Source organism: Bacteroides ilei, from assembly GCF_900128495.1.
GTDB classification, from domain to species: domain Bacteria; phylum Bacteroidota; class Bacteroidia; order Bacteroidales; family Bacteroidaceae; genus Phocaeicola; species Phocaeicola ilei.
In genome coordinates, this window is record NZ_LT635801.1 from 3,538,367 (window position 1) to 3,557,742 (window position 19,376).

The following is a 19,376-nucleotide window of genomic DNA, read 5'->3' on the forward strand; positions in this document are numbered from 1 at the left end:
GAGGTAATAATATATGGAAAATAAGAAATTATATACGATAATTGTTCATTCGGAGAATCTGGCCGGTATCCTGAATCAGATAACGGCTGTGTTCACCCGCCGGCAGATCAATATTGAAAGTCTGAACGTTTCGGCTTCTTCAATCAAGGGGGTACATAAATATACCATTACCTGCTGGACAGCTCCGGATACGGTTGAAAAGGTTGTCAAGCAGATTGAGAAGAAGCTGGATGTAATCCAGGCACATTATTTTACGGACGATGAGATCTTCCAGCGTGAAGTGGCCATGTATAAGGTGTCTACTCCCGAGTTCCAGAAGAATCCTGAAGCATCGAAAGTGGTACGTCGTTACAGTGCACATATTGTGGAGGTGAATCCTACTTTCTCTATTGTAGAGCTGACAAGCATGAGTGAGGACATCACGAACATGTATCAGGAACTGAAAGCCCTGAATTGCGTGCTGCAGTTTGTACGTTCAGGAAGGATAGCTGTTTCAACCAGCTGTTTTGAACGGGTGAACGAGTATCTGGCTCATCGTGAAGAAAGATATCAGAAGGAAAAACAGCAATAAAAATACAGTTGCCTTATGGCTGAAGAGAATAAAATAGGGACTTACAGTTTTATAGCCGAACCGTTTCATGTGGACTTTACCGGGAAGCTGACTATGGGAGTATTGGGAAACCATCTCTTGAACTGTGCCGGATTCCATGCCACCGAGCGGGGGTTCGGGATGGCCGAGCTGAACGAAAATCATTATACGTGGGTCTTGTCGAGGCTGGCTATTGAATTGGACCGTCTGCCTCTTCAGTATGAACGGTTCAGTATACAGACATGGATCGAGAATGTGTACCGTTTGTTTACAGACCGTAATTTTGCCATTCTGGACAAGGACGGCAAGACTATAGGATATGCCCGTTCCATATGGGCGATGATCAGCACTGAAACCCGTAAGCCGGTGGACCTGCTGACCTTGCACAAGGGAAGTATCCTGAATTACGTTTGTGACAAAGAGTGCCCGATCGGGAAACCGGGCCGTATCAAGGTTGCGGAAAAAGAGGTGGCTGGAGAACATGTGGCTTGTTACAGTGACATTGATGTCAACGGGCATGTCAACAGCATCAAGTACATTGAGCATATTCTGGATCTGTTTCCTATGGAGCAGTTCCGTACGAAACGTATCAGCCGTTTTGAGATGGCTTATGTTGCGGAAAGCTATTACGGTGACAAGTTGACTTTCTATTGCGACAGGATGTCGGAAAACGAATACGATATTGAAGTAAAGAAGAACGGTACGGAAGTTGTCGTTCGGAGTAAAGTGATATTTATTTGATTTTTTAATAACATACAGCTCTTCGGGGCTGTGATAAAAAGATTGTAAAAATGGCAAAAATGAATTTTGGCGGTGTTATTGAAAATGTAGAAACCCGCGAAGAATTTCCATTGGAAAAAGCACGTGAAATCTTGAAAGATGAAACAATTGCAGTTCTTGGTTATGGTGTACAGGGTCCCGGACAGTCATTGAACCTGCGTGACAATGGCTTTAATGTAATCGTAGGCCAGCGTCAGGGCAAGACTTATGAAAAGGCCGTTGCCGACGGATGGGTACCGGGTGAAACTCTGTTCAGCATTGAAGAGGCTTGCGAGAAGGGTACTATCATCATGTGTCTGCTTTCTGATGCTGCTGTAATGTCTGTATGGCCTACAATCAAGAAACACCTGACTGCAGGCAAGGCATTGTATTTCTCTCATGGTTTCGCTATTACATGGAATGACCGTACAGGCGTTGTTCCTCCTAAAGATATCGATGTCATCATGGTTGCTCCTAAAGGTTCAGGTACTTCATTGCGTACCATGTTCCTGGAAGGTCGTGGCTTGAATTCTTCATATGCCGTTTATCAGGATGCTACAGGTAAGGCTATGGACCGTACATTGGCCCTGGGTATCGGTATCGGTTCCGGCTACCTGTTTGAAACAACATTCCAGCGCGAAGCAACTTCTGACCTGACAGGTGAACGTGGCTCTTTGATGGGAGCTATCCAGGGATTGTTGCTGGCTCAGTATGAAGTGTTGCGTGAAAACGGTCACTCACCTTCTGAAGCCTTCAATGAAACTGTAGAGGAACTGACTCAGTCACTGATGCCTCTGTTCGCAAAGAACGGTATGGACTGGATGTACGCTAACTGCTCTACTACGGCACAGCGCGGTGCTTTGGACTGGATGGGCCCGTTCCACGATGCAATCAAACCGGTTGTAGAAAAATTGTACCAAAGCGTCAAGAGCGGTCATGAAGCTCAGATTTCTATCGATGCAAACTCTCAGCCGGATTACCGTGAGAAACTGAATGCCGAATTGAAGGCTTTGCGTGAAAGCGAAATGTGGCAGACTGCCGTTACAGTACGTAAGCTTCGTCCTGAAAACAATTGATGTGAATATGGAAGGGTAGAGGAAATCTACTCCTGATATATTTTTTCTGGAATCCTCCTGCGTCGGGTCTTCCCTGGTGCAGGGGGATTTTTTTGCCGGTTCATGTAACGGAATGTTAACTTCTATGTAATGATGTGAACAAGCGTAAGGTATAAGTTTGCAGCAGAATTTAAACCAATCATTTATATTTTATGCTTGAAAGCTACATGAATAAGTTAAATTTTGGGGGGCATAGACGTGCTTTTGTCTGTGCTTCCTTGTTGTTTGTGAATGCGATGGCATTTGCAGGTATTAAGGTAACAGGTATTGTTAAGGATGCTAATGGGGAACCGTTGGTAGGTGTGAGTATTGTTGAGGTAGGAACGGGCAATGGAACAATTACCGATATAGACGGTAAATATACATTGGAAGTGGAATCGGATGCAAAATTAAAGTTTTCGTATGTCGGTTTCGCCGATAAGGAGCTGGCTGCCAAATCTTGTAAAGTTGTCGTCTTATCGGAGGATAACAAGGTTTTGAATGAAGTTGTGGTTGTCGGTTATGGTAGTATGCGTCGAAAGGATGTGACCAGTTCCATTACTACAGTCAAGGCAGAGGATCTGAATTTGGGAGTCATGATTACTCCGGCACAGATGCTTCAAGGAAAAGTGGCCGGACTGGTAGTCTCTACAAGCAGTAATCCGAATGAGTCACCTAGCATAACATTACGTGGAGCGTCAACTTTGGTAGAAGGTGCTATGGAACCTTATTATGTAGTGGATGGTGTTCCTGGAGTTGACCTGTCATTGGTCTCTGCCGATGATATTGAATCCATTGATGTCCTGAAAGACGCAACAGCAACGGCCATTTATGGTTCTAAGGCTGCCAATGGTGTCATTATAGTAACAACTAAGAAAGGAAAGAGAGGTTCTGCCCATGTGAGCTATAACGGATATGTGGCTGTTGAAAAAGTAGCAAAAGACCTAGATTTGGCAACGGCTTCCGATTTGCGTAATTATGCTAAGACCAATAATTTTGAGCTGACCAGCGATGAGGGAGCGGATACTGACTGGCAGAAAGAGGTAGAACGTACCGGCTTGTCGCATAGCCATAATTTGGCTGTCAGCGGAGGAAGCGAAAAGTCGAGCTATAATGTGAGTCTGAATTATTTGAGTCATGAAGGTGTGATTACCGGAACTGACATGGAACGTTTTACGGCAAGGGCATTGGCGCAGTCAGAGGTGCTGAAAGATCATCTTACCTTGTCACTTGGAGTAAATGCAAGTCAGACTACGAGCAATGAAGTTCCGACCGGATCATCCGGGGCCAGTGTTACGGATGCCATGGTCTATTATTCTCCTACACAGCCTGTCCGGAATGAAGACGGTTCATGGTTCCGTTCGAACAGTGTTTCTCAGTATTATAACCCTTTGTCAATGATTTATGAAGATATCCAGAAAACCGTATATAAGCGGATGCAGATTACCGGTAAGGCCGATTTCAAGATTATAGACGGATTGACGTGGAGTGCTCATTTTTCGTACATGACCGACCAGAGTACTCAAAGTATCTATCATTCGACCAAATCCCAGATAGTAAACAGTAACGGGGAAGCCAGTCGTAACACTTATTTCGGAGACAAGAAAGTTTTTGAAACGTATGGGAACTATCAGAAGACGTTTGCCGACAAGCATCGTCTGGGACTTATGGTAGGATATTCATGGGAAGAGACGAATACCAACGATGGATTCGGTGTTACGGTAAAGGATTTCTATAACGATTATGTCAAATATTATAATCTTAGTTACGCCAATTCTATTGATGGTATGAACGGAGTGGAAAGCGGGGTAGAATCGACTCTCCGTATGATTTCATTGTATGGACGTGCCAACTATTCGTTCAATAGCAAATATAATTTCCAGGCCACTGTACGTCGTGACGGTTCTTCAGCCTTCGGTAAGAACAACCGCTGGGCAACTTTCCCATCTGTATCGGCTTCATGGCGTTTGAGTGAAGAGGAGTTCATCAAGAATATGAATGTGTTCGATAATCTGAACTTGCATGTGGGTTATGGTGTTAGTGGAAACTCTCTTGGTTTCGATGCGTATACAGCTTTACAGACCTATGGCGTTTCCGGTTGGTTCCAATATACGGATGCAAATGGTGTGACCTCCAACAAGCATACTTTGGGAGCAAACAGCAATTCGAATCCGGATTTGAAATGGGAACGTACCGGAATGTTCAACATCGGACTTGATTTCGGTTTCTTTAATAACCGTTTGAACGGTACTGTCGAATACTATGATAAGCGGACTTCTGATCTGATCTATTATTATCCGGTTTCTACAAACCGCTATCCGTTCGATATAATGACGGCAAATGTGGGCGACATCAGCAATAAGGGTATTGAAGTGACAATCAACGCAATTCCGGTAAAGACAAAAGATTTTACATGGGAGACCACATTGAACCTTTCACATAACAAGAATATCGTTAAGAAATTGTCAAACCAGCAGTTCTCGGTAGATTATATTCCTCAGGCAGATTCAAATATAGCAAGTAATTCGGGAGTATATCTCCAGCGTATTATGGAAGGATGTCCTATCGGCCAGTTCTATACATATGAATGGGCTGGATATAATGAAGATGGAATCTCACAATTTTATGTACATGATCCTGAAACCGGTGAGCGTACCGGTGAGACAACCATACAGCCTACAGAAACCGACCAGACCAAGACGGGTTGTGCACAGCCTAAGCTTACTTACGGATGGAACAATACCTTGACTTACAAGAACTGGTCTCTGAATATGTTTTTCCAGGGGGTGTTGGGTAATAAGATCTTCAATATTCTCCGTGCACAATACAATACGGTCAGTCTGATATCACAAGGTAAGAATGTATTGAAGGAAGCACTTACCGACCAGAAATACGGAGATGTGAATTCTCAATATCCGTCCGACAGGTATCTGGAGAACGGAAGTTACCTGCGTCTTTCGACATTGACTCTTGCCTATAATTTCGGAAAGGTATCCGATTGGGCCAGCAACCTCTCTGTCTATGCCACTTGTAACAATGTGTTTACGGTAACAGGCTATAAGGGAACAGATCCTGAAGTGTCTTTGGGCGGATTGACACCAGGCATCCAAGGGCGTGACAATTATTATCCTCATACACGTACTTTCATGGTAGGTTTGAAAGTCAGTTTTTAATTTGAAAAAGAAAGAATAAAGCAATGAAAAATTATATGAAAATAAGTCTTGCCGCAGCAATCGTTTCTTTAACGGCAAGTTGTACCGATCTGGATGTGGACGTGAAGTCACAATATATAGAATATCCGACCGAATCGGAAGTTGCACTGGAAGCGAAAATGGCCGATGTGTATTATGCTTTCCGCAGTGCGTTGGGTAATAAATACAACCGTTATCAGACATTCTCTTCCGATGAGGCTTCGGGTATCAGCTTTGATGGTGATTATTACGATGGAGCTGAAAATGTCAATCCTACGTTGCACAATTTCAAGGCAGAAGACGGTCCGCTTGATTATTGGTCGGATCTGGCAAGCGGTATCACCAAATGTAACAAGGCTATCGATGAACTGGGTGAAAGTACAGACAGACTGACACTTTCATATATTGCATCGGCCCGTGTGATGAGAGCTTTCTATCATTTCATACTGATGGACAGTTACGGTGATGTACCTATCTTGAACAAGTTGTATGATGACGATGAGGCTATAGAGCGTAGCCCGCGTAAAGATGTTGCCGAATTCATTGAAAACGAACTGCTTGAAAGTATTCCGTATCTGTCGGAAGCCAATAATGCTGCAACCTATGGTAAGCCCAACAGATGGATGGCCGAGGCCTTGCTTGTCAAGTTGTATATTAATTGGGCTGTCTATACTTGTGGTGATGTTACCAGCTATGATGCGGCATCGACAGTGAATACAAAGCTGGATGACTGTGTGAAGTATTGTGATGATATCATCAATAGCGGTCTGTTCAATCTCAATGATACATACCGTTCCAAATTCTTGTATGACAATGGTTCACAGATTACAGATTTCATTTATGCAATGCCATACGACTGTGTGAATGCACAGGGATTACTTTATGGGCGTTACCGTACTTTCCGCCGGATCGATGACGGCGAACCGATAGGGTATTACGGCGGTTCGATGAAGAACTCATGTGCTGGAATCGCTGCCATGAATCCCGAATTCTCCGATCTTTTTACGCTGGAAGGTGATGACCGTAACAAAGCTGTTCTGGGTGGAAAGGTATATGTACATGACCCGTTGACAGGCGAAGAAACAACTACACCGTATATGTATAATGGAGAGCAGCTGGAGCTTACTAAGGAGATAACCTTGAAGGCCGGTGGAGAAGAACAACTGAATGCCGGAGCTGATGCAAACGGATGGCGTCAAGGTTATCGTTCCATCAAGTTCTACCCGAATCCGAATGAATACGCACAGTACAGCCGTAACCAGAGCAATGATGTTCCTATATTCCGTTTTGCAGATATTATTCTTACCAAGGCTGAGGCTATACTGAGAGGCGCACAGGCAACTGGAGAGGACACACCACAATCCTTGTTTAACCAGATCCGTAGCTATGTACATGCTCCGTTGATTGACCATACTCCTACCTTACAGGATGTGCTTGATGAACGGGGACGTGAATTCTTTGATGAGAACTGGCGTAGAAATGACATGATACGTTTCGGAACATTCGAAAGTGAATATGGTTTCCACAAAAAAGGATTCCCTAATGCCAGCTTTGACAAGACAAGACGTATTTTCCCTGTTCCTCAGGATGTACTGAATGAAAATGTAAACTGGAAACAGAATTTTGGTTATTGATTTTATAAAGGTGCCCCCGGCTTATGCAGCAATGCAATGGCGGGGGCTTTGTTTTTATTTGATATGATGAAAAAGATATTTGTTTTGGCTTTTTTTGTATTCGGACAGGCTGTGTCCGTTTCGTTGCATGCAGTGGCAGGTGGCCGGACCGACAAGGATTCGGTGAGTTATGAACAGATGGGGGGTATTTATTATGCCTATCATTATGACAGTACTGCTGTAAGGACACCGGTCCCTGAAGGTTACACTCCGTTCTATATCAGCCATTTCGGAAGACATGGATCCCGTTGGTTACCTTCCGACAGCCGTTACCAGGCTGTATTGGAGCAGTTTGCAGATACTACAAATCTTACGGTAACCGGTCGGGATGTGCGTACACGTTTGCTGAAAATATGGGCCGATGCCGAAGGACGTGGAGGAGATCTGACCGGTTTGGGAGCCATGCAGCAGGCTTCACTAGCTTCCCGCATGTATCATTCTTATCCTGAAGTCTTTCACAAGGATGCAGTTGTCTCGGCACGTTCCAGCATTGTAGGGCGTTGTATGATGAGCATGACAGCCTATCTGCTGAAACTTCAGTCGTTGGGACCTACCCTGAAAATAACGGCAGAGGCAAACCGTCGTTTTATGCCTTATATAGCTTATTCTTCACCCGAGGAAGATTCATTGATAGCCAGTACTCCAAGAATCATCGAAGTATCGCCCGAGCGTCTGATTGCATCGCTGTTCCGTAACCCCGATAAGGTGAAAAATAAGATGGATCTGTTGAGTGAACTTCATTGCATCGCTTCTGACATGCAGAATGTAGATATAGGTGTATCATTATATGATATATTCACACCGGAAGAAATGGCTGCAGTATACCATGCCAGTAACAGGAATATGTGGATCTGTAACAGCCGGAATGTTATCAGTGGAGATATTCCGGTCAGGTCGGCTGTGTCATTATGGAAGAATATTGTCGCTTCTGCCGATTCTGCCATTGCTTGTGGTTATCCTCAGGCTACCCTCCGTTTCGGGCATGATACCAGTCTTTACCGCCTTCTTACCCTGTTAGGGGTGTATCATGAAGAATGTAGGATGGATAAGATCATTCCTATGGGAGCCAATCTGCAGATAATATTTTACCGTAATTCCCAGGGGAATATATTGGTGAAATTCTTGCATAACGAACATGAACTGTTGTTACCTCTGGAAAGTGATGAAGCTCCCTATTACGATTGGGATGATGTGAAGTCATTTTATTCCGCTTATGAATGATGGTAGAGATTTCATGATTATCTTTTGTGCAGAGGGTTGCTTGTTACCGGGAATTTGATAAATTTGCAGGAAAGAACCATTAAAGACGGATTGATTATGGAAACAGATTTTTTGAAGATTATAGAAACGCGGCGCAGTTGCCGTAAGTATAAGAAAGAACAGGTCAAGGATTCGGAACTGAAAGCTGTGCTGGAAGCCGGGACATATGCTCCGACCTCCCGTGGGATGCAGTCTCCCTACATCGTAGCTGTTCAGAATGAGGCCGTACTCCGAAAATTGGCTGGGATGAATGCCAAAGTGATGGGCGCAACTTCTAACCCATATTATGATGCTCCTACTTATGTTCTGGTGTTTGCTTCTCTGGACTCTCATAATCCGGTGCAGGATGGAAGTTGCGTTTTGGAGAATATGATGTTGGCTGCACATGCCATCGGATTGGCCAGTTGCTGGATTCACCGTGAACGGGAGATGTTCGAAACTCCCGAAGGTAAGGAGCTGATCAGGGAATGGGGATTACCTGAGAATATTATCGGTGTAGGTGCATTGGCTTTAGGGTATGCCGACGGAGATCTTCCGAAGCCGAAACCCCGTAAAGAGGGTTATTACCGAATTGTCAAATAAAAGAGGGTGTGTCAAAATGCATACCCTCTTTTTTTATGACAACGCCCCGACTTTCCCAAGCCGAGGCGTTGTTATTACCTAAAGATTTTGTATCTTTAAGCATAAGCAAAGTAATATGGCAAAGATACATTTTCGTTCTTACAATCCCAATCAAATCGTCCTTTTCCCACAAAGAATAGATGAAAATATTCCATCGGACGATCCTGTACGTATTCTGAATGCTATGGTTGACAATCTTGACCTTAGTTCGTTCCATAAATTGTATAAGGAGTTCGGCCGTTCTCCCTATCACCCACGAATGATGCTCAAAGCTGTTTTGTATGCCTATATGAACAATATCTATTCCTGTCGTAAGATAGAAAAGTCCTTGCTGCGGGATATTCATTTCATCTGGCTTGCCGGTTATGAGAAGCCGGATTACCGGACTATAAACCGTTTCCGTAACCGTGTTAAGGATGAGATAAACGGAATATTCACACAAATAGTCCTCATTCTGGCATCCAAAGGATTCATAAGCCTTGACGTTGAATATGTTGACGGTACAAAAATTGAATCAAAAGCCAACAGATACACATTCGTATGGCGTAAGAACGTAGAACGTAACCGTGCCAGGCTTCTTGAGAAGATACGTATTCTTCTACAGCAGATTGATGAGGTCGTAGCACAGGAGAATGCCGGTATTGAAAATACCGCTACCGAGTTTACCCCTTCCATGCTGGCGGATATGATATCAGAGTTAAAAGCCTCCCTTGAAAATGCACCAGCCGCATCGGACAAGGAAGAAAAGAAAGCTAAGAAACAAAAGGTAAAGCAAATCAAGCAATTGGAATCGCACTGTGAGAAACTTGCCGAATATGACAGGCACATGAGAATACTCGGCCAACGAAATTCCTACTCCAAAACAGATTCTGATGCTACATTTATGCATATGAAGGAAGACCCTATGGGAAACGGGCAATTAAAACCGGGATATAATCTACAAATCGGAACCGAAAACCAGTTTATGGTCGATTTTGGACTCTACCCTAATCCTACAGACACTCTTACATTGATTCCTTTTGAAAATTCGTTTCATGAACGTTATAACCGTTTCCCATTAGAAGAGGTTGCCGATTCCGGTTATGGCTCGGAGGAGAACTATAGCTTTATGGAAGAAAACGGAATAGAAGCATATGTCAAGTACAATTTCTTTCATAAGGAGCAAAGAGCAGACAAATATGTGACAAATCCTTTCAAACAGGAAAACCTATATTATAACAAGGAGAAAGATTATTATGTTTGTCCCATGGGGCAACATATGAAGCGGACAGGTGTAAGGCATTCTAAAACTGAAAGTGGATATATTACAGAAAGCATTGCCTATAGGGCTGCCAGATGTGAGGGATGTCCTCTCAGATGTATGTGTTTCAGCTCAAAGTCACCAAGACGTACCATAGAAGTCAATCAAAGGCTGAAAGAATACAAACAAAAAGCGCGTGAAAGGCTTACCTCAGAGAAAGGTATCAAACATAGAGGGCAAAGATGCATAGAGCCTGAAGCCGTCTTTGGACAAATCAAATACGACATGGGATACAAAAGGTTCAGGCATTTTGGAAAAGACAAGGTCACAATGGACTTTGCCTTCTTTGCCATTGCTTTTAATATAAAGAAAATGTGTGCTAAAATCAAAAATCAGAAAATGACAGACAAAAATTATCAAAATATAAGGGTGGCATAAGCCATCTACAGCACATTATACCACCAAAGGCATGGACATAGGAAAAACATAAATCATACTCTATGAAAAATGGCAAAACGATGATTATATAACGAAAAAGAGGATGCATCATTTTTGACACATCCTCATTTTGATTTTTTCCCGAATTCTGGATCTATTTTCAGTAAAGCTGTTACGGCAAAGGTAGCTGTACAGCATACCATAATCCAGATGAAGAAATTCCGGTAGCCTAATGTCTCTTGAAGCCATCCGGCTATCATTCCGGGTAGCATCATACCTAGTGCCATGAATGCTGTACAGATGGCATAATGGGCTGTGGAATGTGTTCCCCGTGAGAAATAGATCAGGTACAGCATGTAGGCGGTAAATCCAAAACCGTAACCGAACTGTTCGATGAAGATGCATACATTAATCCAGAAAAAGGGAGTGTGCTGGAAACAGCTCAGGTATACATAGACCAGATCGGGCAGGGATATTGCCCATACCATGGGCCAGAGCCATTTGCTCAGTCCGTCGCGTGCCACGGCTATTCCTCCCAGAATTCCTCCCAGGGTAAGTCCGATGATTCCTACCGTTCCCTGGACAATACCTATCTGTTCGGTCGCCATACCCAAACCTCCCTTTTCAATCGGGTCGAGCAGGAAAGGGATACCCATTTTTGCCAACTGGGCTTCCGGAAGACGGTAAAGCAGCATGAAGAGAATGGCGATTCCGACCTGTTTTTTTCCGGAAGAATGAACCGAATGTCATCAGGAATTCAGTTATCAGATTTCTGGCCGAAACGTGGCTTGCAGGTCGGTCGCTTGCCGGGCGAGGCAGGATAAAGGCATGGTAGAGCCAGAGAGCAATGAAAATACCTGCCATGAGAAAGAAAGTGATGCTCCAGGAATAGGGGATGTTTCCGCTGCTCTTTTCCAGATAGCCTGCCAGCATGATGAGCAGGCCTTGTCCTGCTATATTGGCTATGCGGTAGAATGTGCTCCGGATACCTACGAAAAAGGCTTGTCCGTGACTGTCAAGTCCGAGCATGTAGAAACCGTCGGCAGCAATGTCGTGGGTGGCAGAGCTGAAAGCCATCAGCCAGAATACGGCTAAGGTTGTCTGGAAGAAATGAGTGGCGGGTATTGTAAAGGCAATTCCGGCCAATCCGGCTCCTATCAGCAGCTGCATGCTTATAATCCACCAGCGCTTGGTGCGCAGCAGGTCTACAAAGGGGCTCCACAAGGGTTTGATAACCCAAGGGACGTTCAGCCAGCTGGTATAAAGGGCTATATCGGTATTTGAAATACCCATTTTCTTGTACATGACCAATGATAGGGTCATGACTGCAATATAAGGGAGCCCTTCGGCAAAGTAGAGCGAAGGGACCCATAACCATGGTGAATGTTTTTTCATGTTGTTTTCACTTTAAAGCTGTTCCGGGAAAGGTTGTCAGTAAAGCTTACGTATGTCGGCACCTTCGTAATAGTGGAGTAGGATTTCATTGTAATTGTATCCTTGTTCACCCATGACGGCGGCACCTATCTGACAGAGTCCGACCCCATGTCCCCATCCGGCTCCGGTCAGTTCGAACCATTCTGGGATACCGTCCGGATCAAGCGGCCCTTTGTCGACAACGAAAGCAGAGCTGAAAAGATGCGTGTCTGAAAGGGTCCGGCGGATTTCAAGCTCTTTCCCGATAACCATTTCTTTCTCTGTTCCCATAATCTTCAGTTTGGAGATACGTCCCGATTTACCACGTTCTACAGGAATCAGGTCGAGTATATGTCCGTAGTCATTTTTTGTATTGGAACGGATCAGTCCGGCAAGTTCGTCCTGCGTATAATGGACTTTCCAGCGGTAAAAGTCGGTAGTTTCCTGGTCGTAGTTGTTCAGTATTTGCGAGATAACAGCTTTATCGTTGGTATTGCAGAAGCTTTCAGGACTGGTACGTATCCATTTCCCCGCTTCTTCTTCATTGGTTAGGTCGGGAACCTGTTTGTTGTCATTGCTGTCACGTATGCTGCTCAAGTAAGGATAATCTTTGTTTTCCCAGCATGTGCTGAACAGTTCCGTAACACCGCCGCAACATTTTGAGAAGCGGGCGTCACAGATGCTGTTGTTATACATGAGAACCTGTCCTCGGGTCGCTTTTACGGCATCGGCTACGGCCCGGTTCGATGCCATGGTGATGCCTTGGTAACGTTGACAGTGGTCATCGGCGCAGACATCAAAGATAGTATGGTCTTCACGGTCATACCAGCGGATATATTCTGTATCCGTTTTGATAAACGAAAAGAATCCTGTATCATGCTTGCTCATAGCCTTCCGTTTTTCAATCTGTGCCAGCAGCCAGCTTCGGGAAATGACGGCATGTGCTTTCAGAAATTCTAGGGAAGAGGTGGCGCTCATTTCCGAGGAGATTACACTTATCAGGTAGTCTTCAGCCGGAAGAATATTGATGGCGGTGATTTTCCCTTCATCGACAACCAGTTTCAATGTTCCACTGAAAATTTGTGTTTCCTGCCGTTCCCAGTGGAAGTTGATGCCTATGGTTACATCGTATAGTGAAAAAGAAGCATTGTCTTCAAGTGGGGTAAAAGTAAGCTCGCGGTATATATTCCCGTTCCAGCGGATACCACCTTCGTCGAATGAAACGGCTTGGTCACCGGATACGGTTTCTCCTTTTGCCAGGAAACGTGCGTTTAGGGTAAAGTGAATTTCTTGGGCGTTGACAATCCCTACACTTATTTCGGGTTCCTTCATGTTCGTTTATCTTATTTTTTGTAAGCAACTTCGTTATATATCTGCAGAATATCTGCCGGAGTCAGTTTGTCAAAATCTTCCTTTCGTGGAGTGACCAGTATCCCAGCCATGTCGAGTGCACCCGGGCTGACCAGTATTTGTCTGTCACCTTCAGCCGTATAACATGCGGGACGATGTTTTTCGCGTGGAAAATAGGCAATGGTAAAACCTCGTTTTTCATCCATCCAGGCAAAAAGGTTGTAACGCGGCTCGGGTTCATTCCCGTGCATCGGCAGAGATTTCAGATACCTGTCAATCAGTCCAGAGTCGGTTTCTGCTGTATGGTCGGTTATAAAGGCGTGGATAGGGCATATATAACCGTTTATGGAATAACTGCAGCAAGTATTGCCGTTTTCTGTCCTGACTTCCTCCTGTAATGTGGCTGTCTCCATCAGACTGTTCCATTGCCGGATGAAAGGTATGTCATGTTTGCGGGCGGCCTGGAAATGAAAATGATCGGGAGCTGAAGCCCCACATTTTGCTCCGTTATAGAAAAGGGCATAACCTTTTTCAAAGTTGTTTTCCAGCCATGATACCAGTCTACCAGGCAACTGGCGGTCGGTTTTGTCGGCCAGTGTCTGCCATTGATGCTTCTCACTGGAGATGGTCAGGTGTCTCGGCAGTATAGGATATGGGTTGACGCGCAGGATGAACGGCTCGTCGAGGCTGATGGTCAGTACATCCTGTTCGGCCGGTTTGTTATCGAGGCAGAGGAAGCAGGGACGGGCCTCAATAGTCTGTTTGTCGAGTTTGGCACAGGTAGAGACTGCACGGGCTGGATTGAACTGCACTTCAATGGTACATCCTTCTATCTCCATGTTGCGTATCTGTATATTGTCTAGAGCATTGTAATTGTTCCGGGCAATATCCCAGTGTGCCAGTTGCCGGTTGAAAAATTTTCTTCCTGCCGGTTCTTCTTTCGGCATAGCTTGCCGGATGCTGATTTCCAGGGTACGTAGACTATCTTTATAGGCATTGTTCCGGTTAATTTTGTCGATACTTAGTGCTGCATCTGAGTTTCCTTCCCAGCGCCGGCAGAGGTAGAGGACATCATAGATACGTCCAATATGGTATTCGCGTGAAAAGGCCAGTCCCAACGCATAATCTTCTCCGTAGCTGGTATTCGGTACCCGGATACGGCGGAGCAATGGAGTAAAGAATGCCCGTGGAGCACCCAATCCGTTTATACGGAGGGCATTGTTATGTCCGTTTTCATCGGTCCATTCCTTATGGTCGATTACTCCGGGGGGGAGTGTATTCAGAGAGAAGTCGGTCATCCGGTAGGAACCGATAACCATAGCGCATTTTTCAGTATGGAATTTGTTGATTATGGTCTGTAAGGTACTCCGGCTGCTATAGAGATCGTCGCTGTCGAGCTGTACGGCAAATCTTCCGCATTGCGGGTGATTGATACCGAGGTTCCAGCATCCTCCGATACCCAGATCCTTTCTTTGGGGAATGATATGGATGACTTTGGAATCTGATTTATAGCGGTCAATGATTTCAGTAGTCCCGTCGTCCGAATGATTGTCGATAATAATCAGATTGAATGGGAAATCAGTCTCCTGTTCAAGGACCGACTTGATGGCATCTTCGATGGTACGTACACGGTTGCGTACAGGAATAATGACAGACGCTTCATTATCGAAATTCCCTTCTGTAATGTCTATGATTTTTTTCCCAGGAGTAAGATAAGCGCCGATACGTTTCAGATAATGGGTGAATACCGCTTCACGTTCAATCTGTACTGCCCGGTTTCTGGGGTTGACATAATCGAACTGTTTTTCTCCCGATTTACGTACGTCCTCTTCTATTTCGGTATAGAGATATTCACGGATATGTGTAAGACGGAATGATTCGGAGAGTGCCAGACGGACGGCATAAAGGGCCGAGAACTCGTAATCAGGTTCTGTTCCGATTGTGTCAAGCGCTTTACGGAAAGCCTCTGTACGGAAAAGAATGACTGAGCCGAAATCGAAATCGTCACGTACACTTCCCGGTTGGTAATCGGTTACCGGGTGAGGTTGTTGTTTCTCTTCTATCAGCTGGTAGTGGTCGGAATAGACCATTCCACATTCCGGAGCGGATAGATAGTCGGTCATGCGTTCCAGGGCCATGTATCCCAGATTCAGGGTCTGGAGTTTGGTATAGACCAGCAGGCCGGGTGTCTGCGTAAGCGAAGCAATTTTTCTGAACGTTGCCGTAGAGGTCAGAGAGCCTACAGGCAGAGATTTGCATCCTTGGGGTGGGGCAGTTGGGGTATTCCCCGGTTGTGTCAGAAGATAAACATCCTTTACACAAGGACATGCAAGCAGATCTTCTATTGTTTTATTTTGTTGTGTTTCACCTTTGTAAGGTATAAAACATGTAATAGTTTTATTCATAATTTTATATATTTATAGAGACAAAGATAGGGAATATATCTTATTTTTCTCTAACTTTGTACGCTAATTGTATAGAAACAATAATAAAATGGGTGAGATGAAAGTTCCTTTGCTCGGCAAGACCTTGTCTGAATTACAGACAATTGTACATGATCTGGATATGCCTAGATTTACGGCGAAACAGATAGCTTCATGGCTGTATGAAAAGAAGGTCGGCTCGATTGACGATATGACAAACCTGTCGGTAAAGAACCGTGAGCGCCTGAAAGAGGATTATGAAGTAGGAGCAAATGCTCCTGTACATGAGATGCGTTCTGTTGACGGTACGGTCAAGTATTTGTTCCGTACTCCCGAAGGTGATTATATCGAATCGGTCTATATACCTGATGAGGACCGTGCTACACTATGTGTATCTTCACAGGTGGGCTGTAAGATGAACTGCAAGTTCTGCATGACAGGAAAACAGGGATATACCAATAGTCTGACTGCGACACAGATTCTGAATCAGATCTATTCAGTCCCGGAACGTGATACGTTGACCAATGTGGTTTTCATGGGAATGGGTGAACCATTCGATAATCTGGATGCCGTGCTCCGTGCGCTGGAAATACTGACAGCCGATTATGGCTATGCCTGGAGTCCGAAACGTATCACCGTATCTACGGTGGGCTTGCGTAAGGGACTGGAGCGTTTCCTGGAGGAGAGTGACTGCCATCTGGCCGTCAGTCTACATTCACCTTTCCCGGCACAACGTCAGGAACTGATGCCGGCCGAGAAAGCTTTTTCGATAACCGAAATCATTGAGATTCTCCGTAGGTATGATTTCAGTAAACAACGTAGGCTTTCATTTGAATACATTGTTTTTAAAGGAGTAAATGACAGCCTGATTTATGCGAAGGAGCTTATCAAATTGCTTCGGGGGTTAGATTGCCGTATTAACCTGATCCGCTTTCATGCCATTCCAAATGTGGACTTGGAAGGTACGGATATGGATTCGATGATAGCTTTCCGTGACTATCTGACTCGTCATGGTATTTTTGCCACCATCCGTGCGTCGCGTGGCGAAGATATATTTGCAGCTTGCGGCATGCTTTCTACAGCCAAGCAACAGGCGGAAAAAAAGAAAGAATGAAACCATTAATACTATAAATTATAAATATTATGAAACGTTTTGCATTTTATTTGAGTTTTGTGCTGGTTGTACTGGTGCTGGCTTCCTGCAAGAACAAAGAAGGGAAGGGAATTTTTACTCCAAACTCAAGCGGCCGTCCTTATGAAGTACTGGTGGTGGCCGATGATAAATGCTGGATGAGTCCCGACAGTGCTCTATACCATGTTTTGGATACCGATGTTCCGGGATTGCCGCAATCGGAGCGTTCGTTTGCGATATCTCGTATACGTCCTGCCTATTATGACCGTAGTATGCGTTTGTTCCGTAATATTATCATTGTAGACATCAACCCGAAGTTATATACACAGACTAAACTGAAATATGCCCGGGACGTTTATTCCGCTCCTCAGATGATTATGACTATCCAGTCTCCCAACCAAGAGGATTTTGCCGATTTCCTGTCGAAGAACGGCCAGTTGGTGGTAGATTTCTTTACCCGGGCTGAAATGAACCGGGAGGTGAAACTGCTGGAGGAAAAGCATAACAAGGTTATTTCTGCCAAGGTAGGAAGTATGTTTGACTGTGATATCTGGATGCCACTTGAGATGCAGTCATATAAACAGCAGGATAATTTCTTCTGGGCTTCAAGTAATCTGAATGACTTGAATTTCGTGATGTATACTTTCCCGTATACTGATAAGGATACATTTACCAAAGCTTATTTCATTCATAAACGTGATTCGGTGATGAAGATCAATCTGCCGGGTGAACGTGAGGGTATGTACATGCAGACTGCCGATTCTATGTTTGTTGAAGCAAGAAGTATTTCGGTAAAAGGTGATTACGCTTTTGAAGTCAAGGGCTTGTGGGAAATGAAGAACGATGCGATGGGAGGTCCGTTTGTATCGCATATGCGTGTTGACCGTGCTAACGGCCGTGTTGTAGTGGTTGAGGGTTTCGTATTCTTCCCGTCAGGAAAGAAACGTGACAAGATCCGGAAGTTGAATGCGGCTCTTTATACATTGAAGTTGCCTTCAGAAAAGGAAGTGTCGGAAATACCGGTCGACAAACATTTCACGGAAGAAAAGATAGATACTACTAAAGTGAAATAACCAGTAATAAAGAATTAGATAAATGGAAAATGACAAGATAAGAGTGGGTATCACTCACGGAGACATCAATGGAATCGGATATGAGGTCATTCTGAAGGCTTTTTCAGATCCGGGTATGTTGGATTTGTGTACACCGGTCATTTACGGCTCTCCCAAAGTGGCGGCATATCATCGTAAGGCTATGGATATCCCGACCAATTTCAGTATAGTATCTTCTGCTGCTGATATACAGGACGGGCGTGTCAATATTGTAAACTGTACGGATGAGGAGCTGAAGGTAGAACTGACCAAGCCTACAGAAGAAGCGGGGCGCGCTGCTCTGGCCGCTTTGGAAATGGCTTTGCGGGATTATAGGGAAGGCTTGTTTGACGTATTGGTGACAGCTCCGATCAATAAGCATACCATTCAGTCGGATTCTTTCCATTTCCCGGGACATACCGAATATATAGAGGAAAGGGTAGGAAATGGTGAAAAGGCTTTGATGATTCTTCTGAAGGGAGATTTCCGTGTGGCTCTTGTTACAGGACATGTGCCGGTGAGTGAGATTGCGAAAGATCTGACCAAGGAACTGATCATGGAAAAAATCGCTATTTTCCATAAGTCCTTAAAGCAGGATTTCGGTATTGATAATCCGCGTATCGCTGTTTTCTCCCTGAATCCTCACGCCGGTGATAACGGACTGATTGGTTCGGAAGAACAGACTGTCATTGTTCCGGCTATGGAAGAGATGATCAGAAAAGGGATCCAGTGCTTCGGCCCTTATCCGGCCGACGGTTTTATGGGATCAGGAAACTATCGTCTGTTCGATGGCATTCTTGCCATGTATCATGATCAGGGCCTGGCTCCGTTCAAGGCTTTGGCTATGGACGAAGGGGTAAATTTTACAGCTGGTCTTCCTATTGTCCGTACATCTCCGGCTCATGGTACAGCCTATGATATAGCAGGTCAGGGTATAGCGTCGGAAGACTCGTTCCGTCAGGCTATTTATGTAGCAATCGATGTATTCCGTAACCGGTGTATTGAAGAGGAAATCAATGCCCATCCGTTACGGAAGCAATATTACGAGAAACGTGATGACAGTGATAAATTGAAACTGGATACAATAGAAGAAGAGGATTGA

13 protein-coding genes and 1 pseudogene are annotated in these 19,376 nt (G+C 44.6%); 11 read left to right on the forward strand and 3 right to left on the reverse strand.

The features are described from left to right. Window positions 1–13 precede the first annotated feature (13 nt). From ilvN to BQ7489_RS15205, 8 genes are all read left to right on the forward strand, one after another. Window positions 14–571 carry an acetolactate synthase small subunit gene (gene ilvN, locus BQ7489_RS15170; RefSeq protein WP_072531758.1) on the forward strand — a complete coding sequence of 186 codons (558 nt, stop codon included), beginning with the start codon at window positions 14–16 and terminating at the stop codon, window positions 569–571. A gap of 15 nt (window positions 572–586) precedes the next feature. Further along, entirely contained in the window at window positions 587–1,330 is a 744-nt protein-coding gene (locus BQ7489_RS15175) for an acyl-[acyl-carrier-protein] thioesterase (RefSeq protein ID WP_072531759.1), read from the forward strand. A 50-nt stretch (window positions 1,331–1,380) separates the two neighbouring features. Next, the gene (gene ilvC / locus BQ7489_RS15180) at window positions 1,381–2,424 is read left to right on the forward strand and encodes a ketol-acid reductoisomerase (RefSeq protein ID WP_072531760.1); all 1,044 of its coding nucleotides are present in this window, start codon (window positions 1,381–1,383) and stop codon (window positions 2,422–2,424) included. A gap of 206 nt (window positions 2,425–2,630) precedes the next feature. Further along, on the forward strand, window positions 2,631–5,615 hold the full coding sequence (locus BQ7489_RS15185) for a SusC/RagA family TonB-linked outer membrane protein (RefSeq protein ID WP_072532229.1): 2,985 nt from the start codon (window positions 2,631–2,633) through the stop codon (window positions 5,613–5,615). Between the two features lie 23 nt (window positions 5,616–5,638). Continuing rightward, a complete protein-coding gene (locus tag BQ7489_RS15190) occupies window positions 5,639–7,267 on the forward strand; it encodes a RagB/SusD family nutrient uptake outer membrane protein (protein ID WP_072531761.1) in 1,629 nt (542 codons plus the stop codon). Between the two features lie 63 nt (window positions 7,268–7,330). After that, window positions 7,331–8,527 (forward strand): histidine phosphatase family protein, encoded by a 1,197-nt coding sequence (locus BQ7489_RS15195; RefSeq protein WP_162617825.1) that lies wholly within the window; start codon window positions 7,331–7,333, stop codon window positions 8,525–8,527. A gap of 96 nt (window positions 8,528–8,623) precedes the next feature. After that, entirely contained in the window at window positions 8,624–9,148 is a 525-nt protein-coding gene (locus tag BQ7489_RS15200; protein WP_072532231.1) for a nitroreductase family protein, read from the forward strand. A gap of 115 nt (window positions 9,149–9,263) precedes the next feature. Further along, entirely contained in the window at window positions 9,264–10,865 is a 1,602-nt protein-coding gene (locus BQ7489_RS15205; RefSeq protein WP_072530211.1) for an IS1182 family transposase, read from the forward strand. A gap of 125 nt (window positions 10,866–10,990) precedes the next feature. Here the strand turns inward: BQ7489_RS15205 and BQ7489_RS15210 are convergent. The 3 genes and pseudogenes from BQ7489_RS15210 to BQ7489_RS15220 all read right to left on the reverse strand — a co-directional run bounded on the left by BQ7489_RS15210 (window position 10,991) and on the right by BQ7489_RS15220 (window position 16,033). After that, window positions 10,991–12,260, reverse strand: a pseudogene (locus tag BQ7489_RS15210) (MFS transporter). 36 nt (window positions 12,261–12,296) lie between these two features. Continuing rightward, a complete protein-coding gene (locus BQ7489_RS15215) occupies window positions 12,297–13,610 on the reverse strand; it encodes a SpoIID/LytB domain-containing protein (RefSeq protein WP_072531762.1) in 1,314 nt (437 codons plus the stop codon). Window positions 13,611–13,621: 11 nt separating this feature from the next. Further along, window positions 13,622–16,033, reverse strand: a complete 2,412-nt coding sequence (locus BQ7489_RS15220) for a DUF4922 domain-containing protein (protein ID WP_072531763.1) — start codon at window positions 16,031–16,033, stop codon at window positions 13,622–13,624. 97 nt (window positions 16,034–16,130) lie between these two features. Here BQ7489_RS15220 and rlmN point away from each other — a divergent pair, with 97 nt between their 5' ends. The 3 genes from rlmN to pdxA are packed head-to-tail and all read left to right on the forward strand — an operon-like array spanning window position 16,131 to window position 19,376. Beyond that, entirely contained in the window at window positions 16,131–17,165 is a 1,035-nt protein-coding gene (gene rlmN, locus BQ7489_RS15225) for a dual-specificity RNA methyltransferase RlmN (protein ID WP_113745302.1), read from the forward strand. 29 nt (window positions 17,166–17,194) lie between these two features. Further along, the gene (locus BQ7489_RS15230) at window positions 17,195–18,256 is read left to right on the forward strand and encodes a DUF4837 family protein (protein ID WP_072531765.1); all 1,062 of its coding nucleotides are present in this window, start codon (window positions 17,195–17,197) and stop codon (window positions 18,254–18,256) included. A 22-nt stretch (window positions 18,257–18,278) separates the two neighbouring features. Then, entirely contained in the window at window positions 18,279–19,376 is a 1,098-nt protein-coding gene (gene pdxA, locus BQ7489_RS15235) for a 4-hydroxythreonine-4-phosphate dehydrogenase PdxA (protein WP_072531766.1), read from the forward strand.